A 13,632-nucleotide genomic window follows, 5' to 3' on the forward strand; every position below is an offset into this window, starting at 1 on the left:
ATTATCCCTTGCTGTCCTGCCAGCGTTCGCTGCATTCCCGGCAGGCCGTCATCGCCCGAATAATATGTTTTTCAACCATATTGGTGGAAATCCCCATCACCTTCGCCACCTCATTCTGTGAGAGCCCGTCAAAACGGTGCAGCACGAACGCCTGACGGCAGCGCGGTGGCAGACTGTCGATAGTCGCCACCAGTTGAGCCGCATACTGCCGGCTTTCGGCCTGAGCCTCAGGCTGCCAGCCGCCGGGTGCGACAATACAGGATTCATCGATGTCATCAAGGTTTTCATGGGATTGACGCTGCTGATGGCGATAGCGGTCGACCAGCAGGTTACGTGCGATGTGATAGAGCAGGCCGCGCGGTGATTGCACCGGCCCACCTGATGGCAACGTCAACGCCCGGCTGAACGTTTCCTGCGTCATCTCCTGGGCGCTGTCGCGGTCGCGCAGCTTACGCGTCAGAAAGCGCAGGACTTCTACGTAATACTGTTCAAACGCTGACACGATAGGTTCTCACTGGCGACAGAGCAAAGCGGCCGCGTGAGCGTAGCATTAAGTTGAATGATAATCATTTTTATTATTACGCGAAAGGAAGGGCTATTTTCGGGCGGCGAATGTCATGCAGCGTCAATCTACAGCGTGAAAGAGCGTTGTCAGTCAGTGTTGTGCAAGCAATGTAAAGCGCCGTCAGTTTTCAATCAAATTATTTGATAAAGATAAGCAAATCACTCCGCTATCACTACTTCATTAGCAAGCGTAGTATTGCTTTCAACGAGGCAAAACGCCTTAATCAAACAAACTTAATAAAGGAACCACCCCATGAAATCCATCAAAACTTTTGCAGCAGTTATCGTACTTTCTACCGTATCTTTCGCCAGCTTTGCACAGAGCGTGACCGCAACCGGTTCAACGCTGGACAGCGCAGAAGCCAGCATCGCCGCTCAGGCACAGCAGGCGGGTGCATCGTCTTACAAAATTACTGAAGCCAATACCAACAACGGCGTTCATATGACAGCTGAACTGCTGAAATAACACCGACAGACAGTTTACGGTTATATGCCCGGTCCCTGGATAACAGGGAACGGGCATACCCGATCCTGCAATCAGACAATCACTGGCACATAGTAGTCAATGCGAGCGGTACCGGCACTTCTGATGCGCTGCGGATCGATGCGCTCAATATCGTAGCCATCACGGCGCACCGCGCCCGCTGTCGGCAGAGCATGTTCATAAATCAGCTTGATGAAATCAGCAAACTGCTGCACATCGCCGCTGAAAGTGAAATGCAGATAAGTTTGCTTTTCGATATCCACCTGCACCAAAGGCTCTTCCCCACTTGCCGTATCAGGATCAAAGCAGGCCAGGTACTGCAGGGTGGCACAATCATCGGCACGCGGCCCCCCTTTGATCACATTGGTCAGACCGTACAGCGCGGTGGGTTTTGCCACCGCTGACGCCAGTCGTTCCCGCCATAAAATGGCGCGTTGATCCCAGCAAAAGTGGCAAATGGTATCCAGCGTGAAAGCATAATCCGTCACGCGCCCCTGCAAGGTCATCGCATCCAGCTCGACCAGTTGACCTTCAGGAACAGCCATTTCGCTGAGGTTAATCGGCGGACACAACCCTTTGCATGACCAGTGCAACGCATCACGATACTGTGCGGGTGTCACGTTGAAATGGCGCTTAAACGTTTTGTGATAGACGTTATGGCTGGAGAAACCGTGCTCACTGCCAACGGAATCGATCTGTTTATCAAACAGACGCAGCATTACCGCACTGGAGGTCAGACGCCGCTGACGACAGTACGACGCCAGCTTCTGCCCGGTCACCTCTTTGAAAATACGTTGCAGATGCCATTTTGAATAGCCCGACTTCTCAACAAAGTCGTTAATGGTCAGCGGCGTGTGGATATTCCCTTCCAGCCAGTGCAGCAGTTGATGAACAACTTCCTGTTTGAAGGTCGTTTTCACGATAAAGGTCGCTCTCTGGTGAGTGTCAGCAAAATGTTTTTCAGGGATAACGCGTCACGTATACCGCGGCCATTACCCAGTGAATAGGCCAACCATGCGCCATCAGCCGCCAGTCGCGCCACCTCATGCTGTGGAAGACTGTCCGTCTCGTGGTGGCGTTGTAGCCGCCCCGCCAGCCACAACGACCAGCGTTCACACAGATCGGGTGATGCCATCATCGACAGCGATAACGGGATCCTCAGGCTTTTTTCCGCCTGTAAAATGTCATCAAACGCCACGCTAATATACGCACGCGTGAAGCAACCGGATGATGGCTCGTCAGCGGCCATGACACGGTCAATAGCTTGTTCATTCTCCGCGAGGAAACTCTCGAAGACCGCATCCAGCAGCGCCTGCTTATGGGGAAAATGATGAAAGAACCCGCCTTTCGTCACACCCGCCGCCGCAGAAACGGCCTGCACAGTGACCCCTGTCAGCCCCTCGAGGGCGGCAAGCTCGGCAGCGGAGTGGATCAGCGCCGCCCTGACCTGTTCCGGTTGTTTTTTACGCTTATAACCTCGTTCACAGCAGAGCGCTTCGCGCAGTGAATGAGATGATGTGGGGTATTTAATCATGACGTTTTCAGTTAAAAGATACCACGCGGTATGTTTGCAGGAAGATAGCATAATTTTGGAAATATCTGGGTTTTTTTACCTTTACTGACACCGGCCAAAAATGAAATTTTTAAATCTTATTTTGTGCTCAATAAAAAAAATAATCTGATGAGCGTCATGTCCTGAGTATTTAGTCATCTGCCTGTACTGTTGCCCTGTGGGCAGACGTGATAGTTTTTTGTCATTGCTTATATCAGGGAATCCAGGATGAAAAAAACCACATTAACGGACATCGCCCGCGAAGCTGGCGTGGGTGTTGCGACGGTCGACAGGGTACTGAACCGACGGGCTCCGGTTCGCCCGGACACCGAGCATCGCGTGGTTCAGGCCGCGTCCCGGCTCGGCTATCGTTTTGATCCTGATTTTCTTAACGTCAGCGCCCCGCGCCAGAGTTCAGGTTCGCTGCGGATTGGCGTCATTCTGCTGTCGCGTGACTACTCGTTCTACGATACGTTTTCCCGGGCACTGGAACAGCACGCCGCACCCTATTTACAGGAGGGCACCCGCATTGAATTCGCCTTTCATGATATCCATGCCATTGAAGAAACGGCGGCAACGATTGATGAATTGAGCGATCATGTTAACGTGCTGGCACTGATCGCGCTGGATAATGCGCTCATCCGTCGGGCGGTGGAAAAAGCCACGCAAAAAGGCGTGAAAGTGTTTACCGTCCTCTCCGATCTCTCGCCCTGTGGCCACGCCGGGTATATCGGCCTGGATAACCGAAAAGCGGGCCGAACCGCCGCATGGGCAGTTCAGCGTCTTAGCGGCCCACCGGGAAAAGTCGGGGTGATTGTCGGTGATAATCGCTTTTTATGTCAGGAAACCTGCGAAATCAGCTTCCGTTCGTACCTGCGGGAATACGCCACCGGCCATACGGTACTGGAACCGGTTAAGAGTTTTGAAAACGTTGAGCGGGGCTATCAGGTCACTGCCGAACTGATTCATCGCCACCCGGAATTGTCCGTGATCTATGCGCCCTGCGGCGGCGTGGAAGGTGTCGTCAATGCCCTGCGTGACAGTGCCCGGCGGCGGGAGATTACGTTGATCTGCCACGGCCCGTTGCAGGATGCTCAGCTGGCACTGATCGACGGCACGCTGGATATCATGATTGCCCATCGACTGGACGAGTTGGCCGCCCGCGTCATTGAGGCGATGCAACAGGCCAGCATCGAGGAACGTGGTGGCTTTATCGCCCTGACCAGCAGTTTCGAATTGATAACCAAAGAGAATTACTGACGCACTGCGGGTCAACAGCGAAATCCGACAGAACTATCGAATAACTCACTGAAATAGCGCAAATGATAGAATATTATCATTCAAAACTATCAAAAATAGTGAGATCACCATCAAAAAACAAACATTCCATCATTGTAGGTAATGGAATGTTTGTTTGATACTTCCTTCAAATAATAACTGAAGGACTCCCTCCGTGCCTCTGTCAACACCAAAACATAACATGGCCTATGTGATGGCGATTTGCGCCGTTGCTGCCCTCGGTGGTCTGCTGTTTGGCTATGATTCGTCGGTCATCTCCGGCGCTATCGAACCTATCAGCCATCACTATCAACTCTCACCTGCCGAAACGGGCTGGGCGGTGTCTAACGTCATCATCGGCTGTGTAATTGGCTGCCTGGTGGCAGGAAAACTGGCTGACCGTTATGGCCGTAAAAAAATGCTGATCGTCACCGCCATTCTGTTTGTGGTCTCCGTTGCCGGCACTGCGCTGGCCCCGGATTTCACCACCTTTGTGGTGTTCCGCATTATCGGCGGACTGGGCATCGGCCTTGCCTCGGTGATCTCCCCTATCTACATTGCCGAAGTCGCGCCGAAAGATTATCGCGGTCGGGCCATGACCATGCACATGATCTGCTGCGTTGGCGGCCAGGTGCTGGTCCTGCTGACCAACTACCTGATTGCCAAAAATGCCGATCCAGAGTGGCTGAATGCCTACGGCTGGCGCTGGATGCTGGGTGCCGCGTTTGTTCCCTGCATCCTGTTCTTCCTGTTTGTCGGCTTTATTCCTGAGTCACCCCGCTGGAACGCGATGGTCGGCCGCAACGCGCAGGCACTGAAAACCCTTTCGCGCATCTCCACTCCTGAGCATGCACAACGCGTGATGAACGAGATCCAGGAGTCGCTGCGTTATAACGCCGATAAGCAGGTCAACCGCGAGCGCGTCAGCTTCAACCGTAAGACCTCGATCTTCCTGGTGATTGGCGTTGGCCTGGCCATCTTTAACCAGCTCACCGGCATCAACGTCATCCAGTATTTTGGCCCGACCTTGCTGATGAACGTGACCCATAACATGCAGGAAGCGATGTACATGACCATCTGGCTGGCGGTGCTGCAGTTTGTGGGCGTGGTGGTCGGCATGATGCTGATCGACAAAATGGGACGCAAATCACTGCTGCTGATCGGTTCCCTCGGCTCTGCCGTATGCCTGCTGATCACTTTCTATACCTTCTACAGCGGCATGACCGGCTGGGTCTCTGTTATCGGCCTGTTTGGCTTTATGTTCCTGTTCGGCGGCACTTGGGGCCAGGTGGTGTGGACGGTGATTGGTGAAATCTTCCCCACCCGCCTGCGCGGTGCTGGCATGGGCTTCTCTATCTGCGCCATGTGGGCCGGTAACTTCTTTGTCAGCCAGTCCTTCCCGATGATGAACCAGAACGCCTATCTCAACGATAACTTCCACGGTGCTTTCCCGCTGCTGCTGTTCGCGGTGTGTTCACTGGCTTCCTGGTGGTTTGTGAAAGCCCTGCTGCCGGAAACCAAAGGGGTTTCACTGGAAAAAATGGAAGCGCTGATCCTGGAACGCTTCGAGACCACTAAACAAGAAAGCAAAACAGCTACTCACTGATTGCGATTTACAGATAAAGAAAGGACACCGAAATGACGATTCATATTGCTAACGCACCCTGCAGCTGGGGCGTCGATGACCCAAAAAACCCGCATCTGCCGCCGTATGAGAAAGTGCTGAAAGAAGCCGCACAGGCCGGTTACAAGAGCATTGAGCTGGGTCCCTGGACCTATCTGCCAACCGACCCGGCACTGCTGACCGAAAAACTGAACCAGTACGGGCTGACGATTGTGGCGGGCACCCTCTTTGACGATCTGGTGAGCGAAGCCAACTTCCCGGCGATGATTGAGCTGACGCATAACCTGTGCCGCAATGTCTCAAAAGTGCCGACGGCAACACCGACGCATGGCGACAACATTCCTGCGCCTTACCTGGTGATTATCGACTTTGGCGATGCAGAACGCGCGCGTCTTGCCGGGCAGTACGATAAAGCCGTGCGCCTGTCCGACACCGACTGGCAGCGCATGATGAGCCATATCACCGAAATCAGCCGCATTGCCAAAACCTACGGCGTGCGCCCGGTTATCCATCCACATGCGGGCGGCAGCATCGAGTTTGCCGATGAGCTGGCAAAACTGGTGCAGGACATCCCGCACAGCGTAGCGGGCCTGTGCCTGGATACCGGGCATCTGTACTACGCCGGTATGGACCCGATCCCTGCGCTGGCACAGTACTTTGAACGCATCGACTACCTGCACTTTAAGGACGTTAACGACGCGGTATTCCGCGATGTGATCGCCCGGGAGCTGGACTTCTTCACCGCCTGTGCCGAAGGGGTGATGTGCCCGATTGGCAAAGGGGCCATCGACTACCCGGCAGTGCGTGCCTTCCTGGCCGAACGCCACTACCAGGGCTGGATCACCATTGAACAGGAACGTGACCCGCGCAATGCCGATGGCAGCCTGCACGACGTGACCGAAAGCCTGAGCTACCTCAACTCTGTTGGATTCTGATTAAGGACTTACCATGATTAACGGCATCAAACCTCTCGATCGCTCCCTGCGCTGGGGCATGGTTGGCGGCGGCGGCACCAGCCAGATCGGCTATATCCACCGTTCAGCGGCACTGCGTGACAACACCTTTACCCTGGTGGCGGGCGCATTTGATATTGATGCGGCACGCGGCCGCGCCTTCGGTGAAAGCCTGGGCGTGGTGGGCGATCGCTGCTATCCCGATTATCAGACGTTGTTCCAGCAGGAAGCAGGGCGCGCTGACGGCATTGAAGCCGTATCCATCGCCACGCCGAACAACACGCATTTCGCTATCTGTAAAGCCGCGCTGGAATCGGGCCTGCACGTGGTGTGTGAGAAGCCGTTGTGCTTCACCACCGCAGAAGCCAAAGAGCTGGCGGAACTCAGCAAAAAACAGAATAAAATCGTCGGTGTCACCTATGGTTATTCAGGCCATCAGCTGATCCAACAGGCGCGCAGCATGATTGCGGAAGGCCTGCTGGGCGATATCCGTATTGTGAATATGTCGTTCTCTCACGGCTTCCACAATGAAGCGGTGGAACTGGCGAACCCCAGCACCCGCTGGCGTGTTGACCCGAAATTTGTCGGGCCAAGCTACGTACTGGGCGATCTGGCCACGCATCCGCTGTTCCTCGCGGAAACCATGCTGCCCGATCTGAAAATCACGCGTCTGATGTGTTCCCGCCAGAGCTTTGTGAAAACCCGTGCGCCGCTCGAGGATAACGCCTTTGTACTGATGGAATACGACAACGGTGCCGTGGGATCGCTGTGGTGTTCTGCGGTGAACTGCGGATCGATGCATGGCCAGAAGATCCGCGTGATCGGATCGAAAGCCAGTCTGGAGTGGTGGGACGAACAGCCGAACCAGTTACGCTATGAAATTCAGGGCGAGCCGGTACGCATTCTGGAGCGCGGCATGGGCTACCTGGCCCCGCGTGCGCTGGAAGAAGACCGTATCGGTGGCGGCCATCCAGAAGGGTTGTTCGAAGCCTGGTCAAACCTCTATCGTCGCTTTGCCGTAGCAATGGATGCCACCGATCGTGGTGATAAAGCGCTGCTGGCTGACTTCTGGTATCCGGATGTTCATGCGGGTGTTGCCGGTGTGCAGTGGGTTGAGCGCTGCGTTGAGTCGGCCGATGCGGGCGCGACCTGGGTCGATTTCGAATAACGATGCGAGGCGGGCGGACCGAATCAGAGGGTCCGCCCCTATAATGATCAGGTATCTTTCCTGTGATGACGCGCCATTACCCCTGATTATTCCCGACGTGTCGGTTGCGTGCGAATATACTGCCAAAACCGTTCAGCGGAAAGGTTCAGCCTGGAGCCGGAACGGTAAACATAGGCGCTGATCCCGAGGGAAACAGAAGGGTCCATAATCGCCAGTTTTCCCTGGCTGAGTTCCTCTTTTATCGAGTACTGCGGTAACCAGCCCACACCCTGCCCATTGACGATCATACGCTTTAACAGCTCACTCATCGACGAAACAAACCGCAGCGTAAAAGTGTCCTCAGACAATGTGTCGATCACCTGGTTAACCTGCCGTCCCATATAGCTGTCGGTAGCGTATTTCATTAACGGCAAAATATCGTGGCTCAGGGAGTACAACGGCTGACCACCATCATCACAGGGAGTGACCAGATGGAGATGGGAATCAAAAATCTTGTGATGAACAAAGGGATAGTTCATTAACTCTTCGTTATAAAAACTCAGAATAAAATCACATTTTCCCTCTTTCAGGTTATAGACCGCATCATTCACATTAATCGATTCAACATAGTGGATGCGCTCATTGCTGTCGTTATACCCGGCAATCATTTCGGGCAACCACAGCACGGAAAGAGAGGGGGCCGCATCGATCTTGATGCTCTGCCGGAGGTTATCTAACCCTTTGATGCGGTTGAGCTGAAAATCCATATCGTCCAGCATATTGCGCGCATAGCCGATGAAGTTTTTACCCTGTTGCGTCAGCTGTAACGGGTTTTTGCTGCGATCAAAAATCATAAAACCCAGCGCGGATTCCAGCGACTGTATGCGTCGGCTAAACGATGACTGTGAGATGTTCCTTTTCTCCGCCGCCAGGGTAAAGCTCCGACTCTCTTCCAGCGCAATCACATCATAAAACCATTTCACTTCAAGGTTGCCGATCACCGCTGTCCGTCTCCCGCATCGCAAAAATAGTATGCAAATTTTGCATCCAGAATAGAAATTATGCAATTAAAGCATCTGTTATCCAGTGCTAGTATCCGTGGAATAGTTCGCAACAAACCATTAACTCATCCTCAGCCCCTAAATAGTCAGGTATCTCATGTCCAGCACTGCATCCCTTAATACAGCCTTGTCAGACCTTGGAATCACCGACCTCCAGGACGTGATTTACAACCCCAGCTATGAACTGCTGATGGCGCATGAAACCGCAGCGGACTTAGTGGGCTGGGAACGCGCAACCATTACCGCCTCCGGTGCAGTAGCCGTGGATACCGGGGAATTCACCGGACGTTCACCGCGTGATAAATACATCGTGCGCGATGCACTGACCGAAGATAACGTCTGGTGGTCGGATGCCGGTCAGGGCCGCAACGATAACCATCCTCTCTCACCTACCGTCTGGTCAGAACTGCGTGCACTGGTCTGCACGCAGCTGTCCGGTAAAAAACTCTACGTGGTCGATGCCTGGTGTGGCGCGAATAAAGACTCGCGACTAGCGGTGAGGGTGATAACCGAAGTTGCCTGGCAGGCACATTTCGTGAAGAACATGTTCATTGTCCCTTCCGCAGAAGAGCTGGCGAACTTTACCCCTGACTTCACCGTGATGAACGGCTCCAAATGCACCAACAGCCAGTGGCAGGCTCAGGGGATGAACTCTGAAAACTTTGTGGCCTTCAATCTCACCGAGAAAATCCAGCTTATCGGCGGCACCTGGTACGCGGGTGAAATGAAAAAAGGTCTGTTCTCGGTGATGAACTACCTGCTGCCACAGCGTGGCATCGCCTCGATGCACTGCTCTGCTAACCGCGGCGCGGCGGGTGATGTCGCTCTGTTCTTCGGCCTGTCAGGCACCGGGAAAACCACGCTTTCCACCGATCCACTGCGCGAGTTGATTGGTGATGATGAACACGGCTGGGATGCCGAGGGCGTGTTCAACTTCGAAGGCGGTTGCTATGCCAAAACCATCAACCTCAGTGAAGCCGCAGAGCCGGAGATCTACCGCGCTATTCGTCAGGATGCGTTGTTGGAAAACGTGGTGCTCAAAGAGGATGGAACCGTCGATTACGCGGATGGCAGCAAAACCGAGAACACCCGCGTGTCCTACCCCCTCTCGCACATTGAGAATATTGTCAGGCCGGTGTCCGCCGCAGGTCACCCGTCGAAGGTGATTTTCCTTGCCGCTGATGCCTTCGGCGTACTGCCTCCGGTCTCACGCCTGACCCGCGAACAGATGAAGTATCACTTCCTGTCTGGGTTTACCTCAAAATTAGCCGGAACAGAACGCGGCATCACCCAGCCGACACCGACGTTCTCGGCCTGCTATGGCGCGGCGTTTTTAATGCTGCCGCCAACGTGCTATGCCAGCGTGCTGGAAGAAAAAATGAATGAGACTCAGGCGGAAGCCTGGCTGGTTAACACCGGATGGAATGGCGCAGGCAAGCGCCTGTCACTGCGGGATACTCGCACTATCATCAACGCGATCCTGAACGGCACCATTGAGCAAAATGATAGCCAGTTGCCGATCTTCGGGCTGGCTATCCCGGCGCAGGTGCCGGGTGTTGACGATGCGCTGCTCGACCCGCGTAATGGCTGGGAAAGCGCAGAAGCGTGGCAGCAGGCAGCCGAAAAATTAGCCCAGCTGTTTGTCGCGAATTTCGAGCAGTACACCCGCACGGAAGAGGGTGCACGCATCGCCCTGGCAGGCCCGACCCCATAACAGGCAAAGCCGGCATTGAGGCTTTTTTCTGCCTCAATGCCGATAACTGACTAAAAACGGATCTCTTGCGTCGTCAGCAGCTGCACAAATGGCCCCGACAGCGTCGCATTATGATGGGCAATAATCTGCTCTGCCGTTAACACCGCATTATCCGTGGTGCTATGTGCATCGCTTACCAGCACCACCTCAAATCCCCGATCTGCCGCCGCACGACACGTGGTATCCACGCAATATTCGGTCTTCATCCCCACGATCACCAGCCGTTTTATCCCGGCATTCTGTAGCCAGGCCAGTAACGGTGTGTCGGCAAAACAGCTCGGACGCGTTTTGTTAAAACAGCGGTCAGAATCCAGCAGTGGCAGTTCAGGTGCGATTTGCCAGAGTTCACTGCCTGCGGCAATCGGTGAACCCGCCGGGCCGGTGTGCTGGGCAAAAAACAGCGGTATCTGCTGCGCGCGCGCCGATGTGATCAAATAGGAAACGTGATCCAGCAACTGTGCTTTGTTATGGGGCACCTGCGGGCCGTGCAGTAAACCTGCCTGCATATCGATCACGAGCAACGCGGAGGCGTCAGACATGGCATTTCTCCTTTATTCTGGCTTCAGTTGAACCGGCAACAACGGAGAACAAGGCAGCCCCGTCGGTAACCGGCGGGAGGGGGAAAGGTTTGCTAACTACTCAGCCACGCAAACTCGCCACTCTCCGCCAGAAGCGGTGGTGGTCGTGGTGGTGGGGAACAGCTGAGTATTTTGCATAACAGTCAGATTCGCGCAGGATGCACGATGATGCAATATTTTTATAAAGTGATTATCAGAAAAGGTGATAACCATCGGTCAAATCCCTGACCGACGCGTTATCGAGGGTGTCCGGTGCAGCCGGCGCTTAAAGAACAGCGCCTGGCGGTACGTGTTTGAAGGTGTCGACATAAACCCGGAACACGTATTTGAAGAATTTTTTCATGATGACCTGTTTGCAGCTTTTGTTGAAAATCGCTAAAAAATTATACATTCCGCACGTTTTTCAGGCAATATTTTATGAGCCAGATCACAAAATTGAGTTAATTATGCCGATAAAAAGGTAAACCGTTGCTAAACGGTAAACCCGGCCCGGGATGAAATCCCGACTTACTGCGCAATTTTTTCCAATATTTCTGCGAGACGCCTGATGATAATGGCGACCTCACTCATCCTGGATCGGACGCCAATGCCCTTCTCTAATGGTTTTCTCCTCAGTCTTTCCCTGTGCCTGGATATCGGCATCGCCAACATTGCGATGATCACCCTGGCGATGCAGCGCGGTTTTTTCCATGGCTTCTGGCTGGGGATCGGCACCTGCGTGGGCGATCTGATCTATGCGATCCTCGCGATGGCCGGAATGGCGGTGCTGCTGCAGTTCACTCCGGTACGCTGGGTATTGTGGATCGGCGGCTCCCTGATCCTGCTGTGGTTTGCCTGGAAGATGGTGCAAAGCGCCCTGCGCCCGACCGCAGAACTGAGCGCCGGGGATATCGGTGAAGCACTGAGTCTGCGCCAGAATTTTTTCCGTGGCATCTTTCTTGCCATGTCCTCACCCACGGCAATCCTGTGGTTTGCCGCCGTCGGCGGTGCGCTGATTTCGCGGATGAGCAGCAGCGGAACGGCAGCATCGGGCTGGTTCCTGAGCGGATTTTTCCTTGCGGGCGTTGTCTGGACGGCCGTGCTGTGCACGGTGGGCAGCGTGGGCGGGAGGATGCTCGGGGCAAAGATGCTACGCTGGTCGTATATCGCGTCAGCGGTGATTTTTTGCTACTTCGCGGGTTACGTGATCCTCTCCGGCTACCGTGAATTTATCGGCTGAAGATACGCAGATAGTGATGCGGCGTAATGCCCATCATCTTCCGAAAGCTGTTAATAAAATGGCTCTGATCGTAGAAACCCAGTCGGTGCGCCACATCCAGCGCACTGTGCTGGTGCCGCAGCAGGTTACGCGCGGCCAGCAGGCGCAGCTGCATATGATATTGCAGCGGCGCAATGCCGATCTGCTGGCGAAACTGACGCACAAAATGATATTTACTCAATCCGGCGGCGGCGGCCAGCTCATCCAGCGTCAGCTTCATGGTCAGATTGTCACGCATGCACTCCAGCGCCCGCCCGATGGTGACGGGTGCCAGCGGGATTGTCTCCCCCTGGCTGTGTTTCAGCAGCTGGCTGGTCAGCCACAGCAGGTTTTGCTGCTGAACCTGCTCTTCATCCGGGGACAGCACATAACCACAGATCGCCGCGAACAACGTTGGATCGCGCAGCACCCCTTCCCGCAGGATCGGCAATGATCGATCGGTAAGATCGGCAAATACCTGTTGCGGTAAATGAATGCTAAAAAACTCAACCGGCTCGGCACCAAACTGCGAAGACTGGAGCGTTTCAGGGTTATAAATAGTGATATCCCCGGCATGAACTGACAGGGTTTGCTGATGGAGGCTGAGGGTTTCAATGCCGCTGAGATTCGCACTGATGACATATTCTTCGTGGGTGTGCAGCGGGAAAGCCGCATGACTGGCGGTCAGGTGTGAACATTCAATGTGATTACGGCTGTTCCAGTCGACTACCGATAACGCCATACCCACTCCGCCCCAGAAGAGGCCGGAAGCTCTGTTTACCGGCCCAGATGTTCAATCAAAATACTACAGCCGATACCAATGAGCACTACACCGCCGAAAATTTCTGCCCATTTTCCCATCACCGGGCCAAGGAAGCGGCCCAGCAGGATACCCGCAGACGCCATCACCATGGTGGAAAAACCAATCGCCAGCGCAGTGGTGACGATATTCACCTGCAAGAAGGCCAGGCCGACGCCCACTGCCATAGCATCCAGGCTGGTGGCGACAGCCGTACAGGCCAGCAGCCAGAAACCGTGGCTGGTTGGCGCTTCTTCAGGTTTGCACTCTTTCTTACGCACACCTTCAACGATCATCCGGCTGCCAAGAATAAACAGCAGTCCGAAGGCCACCCAGTGGTCCCAAGCCATGATGTACTGGCTGGCAGCCAGGCCAATCGCCCAACCGATCAGCGGGGTCAGTGCTTCAATCACACCGAAGATCAAACCGGTACGCAGTGCTTCTTTCAGGCTGGGGCGATGCAGACTGGCCCCTTTGCCGATAGCGGCCGCAAAGGCATCCATCGACATAGCAAAAGCCAGAATAAGAGTGGCGTATAGGTTCATTGTATTTATCCGGTCTGAAACCGCAGTTGCGCTCCAGTTCGTTAAAACATCAGCTTA

14 protein-coding genes are annotated in these 13,632 nt (G+C 54.4%); 7 read left to right on the forward strand and 7 right to left on the reverse strand.

Annotation, left to right across the window (positions count from 1 at the left end):
* Position 1: 1 nt before the first annotated feature.
* Positions 2-502, reverse strand: coding sequence for an RNA polymerase sigma factor (locus tag WH279_RS01425; protein ID WP_339454776.1), 501 nt, complete (start codon positions 500-502; stop codon positions 2-4).
* A gap of 315 nt (positions 503-817) precedes the next feature.
* On the opposite strand from WH279_RS01425, the gene WH279_RS01430 reads away from it, so the two are divergent.
* On the forward strand, positions 818-1,030 hold the full coding sequence (locus WH279_RS01430; protein ID WP_133844541.1) for a YdgH/BhsA/McbA-like domain containing protein: 213 nt from the start codon (positions 818-820) through the stop codon (positions 1,028-1,030).
* A 71-nt stretch (positions 1,031-1,101) separates the two neighbouring features.
* Here the strand turns inward: WH279_RS01430 and WH279_RS01435 are convergent, their stop codons facing one another.
* Both WH279_RS01435 and WH279_RS01440 read right to left on the reverse strand, forming a co-directional pair.
* Positions 1,102-1,968: a helix-turn-helix domain-containing protein gene (locus WH279_RS01435; protein ID WP_339454777.1), complete on the reverse strand. Its 867-nt coding sequence runs from the start codon at positions 1,966-1,968 to the stop codon at positions 1,102-1,104.
* Positions 1,965-2,582 carry a TetR/AcrR family transcriptional regulator gene (locus WH279_RS01440; protein ID WP_339454778.1) on the reverse strand — a complete coding sequence of 206 codons (618 nt, stop codon included), beginning with the start codon at positions 2,580-2,582 and terminating at the stop codon, positions 1,965-1,967. Before WH279_RS01440 ends, WH279_RS01435 begins: the two co-directional genes overlap by 4 nt.
* A gap of 246 nt (positions 2,583-2,828) precedes the next feature.
* Between WH279_RS01440 and WH279_RS01445 the strand changes: the two genes are divergently transcribed.
* From WH279_RS01445 to WH279_RS01460, 4 genes are all read left to right on the forward strand, one after another.
* On the forward strand, positions 2,829-3,860 hold the full coding sequence (locus WH279_RS01445) for a LacI family DNA-binding transcriptional regulator (RefSeq protein ID WP_200642310.1): 1,032 nt from the start codon (positions 2,829-2,831) through the stop codon (positions 3,858-3,860).
* A 193-nt stretch (positions 3,861-4,053) separates the two neighbouring features.
* Positions 4,054-5,484, forward strand: a complete 1,431-nt coding sequence (locus tag WH279_RS01450) for a sugar porter family MFS transporter (RefSeq protein WP_339454779.1) — start codon at positions 4,054-4,056, stop codon at positions 5,482-5,484.
* A gap of 32 nt (positions 5,485-5,516) precedes the next feature.
* The gene (locus WH279_RS01455) at positions 5,517-6,437 is read left to right on the forward strand and encodes a TIM barrel protein (RefSeq protein ID WP_339454780.1); all 921 of its coding nucleotides are present in this window, start codon (positions 5,517-5,519) and stop codon (positions 6,435-6,437) included.
* A gap of 13 nt (positions 6,438-6,450) precedes the next feature.
* Complete coding sequence (locus WH279_RS01460; protein WP_339454781.1) at positions 6,451-7,623, forward strand: Gfo/Idh/MocA family protein; 1,173 nt, start codon at positions 6,451-6,453, stop codon at positions 7,621-7,623.
* Between the two features lie 86 nt (positions 7,624-7,709).
* Here the strand turns inward: WH279_RS01460 and WH279_RS01465 are convergent, their stop codons facing one another.
* On the reverse strand, positions 7,710-8,603 hold the full coding sequence (locus WH279_RS01465) for a LysR substrate-binding domain-containing protein (protein ID WP_339454782.1): 894 nt from the start codon (positions 8,601-8,603) through the stop codon (positions 7,710-7,712).
* Between the two features lie 157 nt (positions 8,604-8,760).
* On the opposite strand from WH279_RS01465, the gene pckA reads away from it, so the two are divergent.
* The gene (gene pckA / locus WH279_RS01470; RefSeq protein WP_339454783.1) at positions 8,761-10,377 is read left to right on the forward strand and encodes a phosphoenolpyruvate carboxykinase (ATP); all 1,617 of its coding nucleotides are present in this window, start codon (positions 8,761-8,763) and stop codon (positions 10,375-10,377) included.
* Between the two features lie 50 nt (positions 10,378-10,427).
* Here pckA and WH279_RS01475 read toward each other — a convergent pair whose 3' ends face one another.
* The gene (locus WH279_RS01475; RefSeq protein WP_171149462.1) at positions 10,428-10,955 is read right to left on the reverse strand and encodes a cysteine hydrolase family protein; all 528 of its coding nucleotides are present in this window, start codon (positions 10,953-10,955) and stop codon (positions 10,428-10,430) included.
* A 625-nt stretch (positions 10,956-11,580) separates the two neighbouring features.
* Between WH279_RS01475 and WH279_RS01480 the strand changes: the two genes are divergently transcribed.
* Positions 11,581-12,213: a LysE family translocator gene (locus WH279_RS01480; RefSeq protein ID WP_200642337.1), complete on the forward strand. Its 633-nt coding sequence runs from the start codon at positions 11,581-11,583 to the stop codon at positions 12,211-12,213.
* On the opposite strand, the gene WH279_RS01485 is transcribed toward WH279_RS01480, so the two are convergent.
* Together WH279_RS01485 and mntP are read right to left on the reverse strand one after the other, a co-directional pair.
* Positions 12,203-12,973, reverse strand: coding sequence for a helix-turn-helix transcriptional regulator (locus WH279_RS01485; protein WP_200642307.1), 771 nt, complete (start codon positions 12,971-12,973; stop codon positions 12,203-12,205). The two genes, WH279_RS01480 and WH279_RS01485, sit on opposite strands and share 11 nt — an antisense overlap.
* Before the next feature lie 35 nt (positions 12,974-13,008).
* Positions 13,009-13,575, reverse strand: a complete 567-nt coding sequence (gene mntP / locus WH279_RS01490) for a manganese efflux pump MntP (protein ID WP_133844564.1) — start codon at positions 13,573-13,575, stop codon at positions 13,009-13,011.
* Positions 13,576-13,632: the final 57 nt, after the last annotated feature.

It is taken from the genome of Erwinia sp. MYb375 (assembly GCF_037479175.1).
Taxonomy (GTDB): domain Bacteria; phylum Pseudomonadota; class Gammaproteobacteria; order Enterobacterales; family Enterobacteriaceae; genus Erwinia; species Erwinia rhapontici.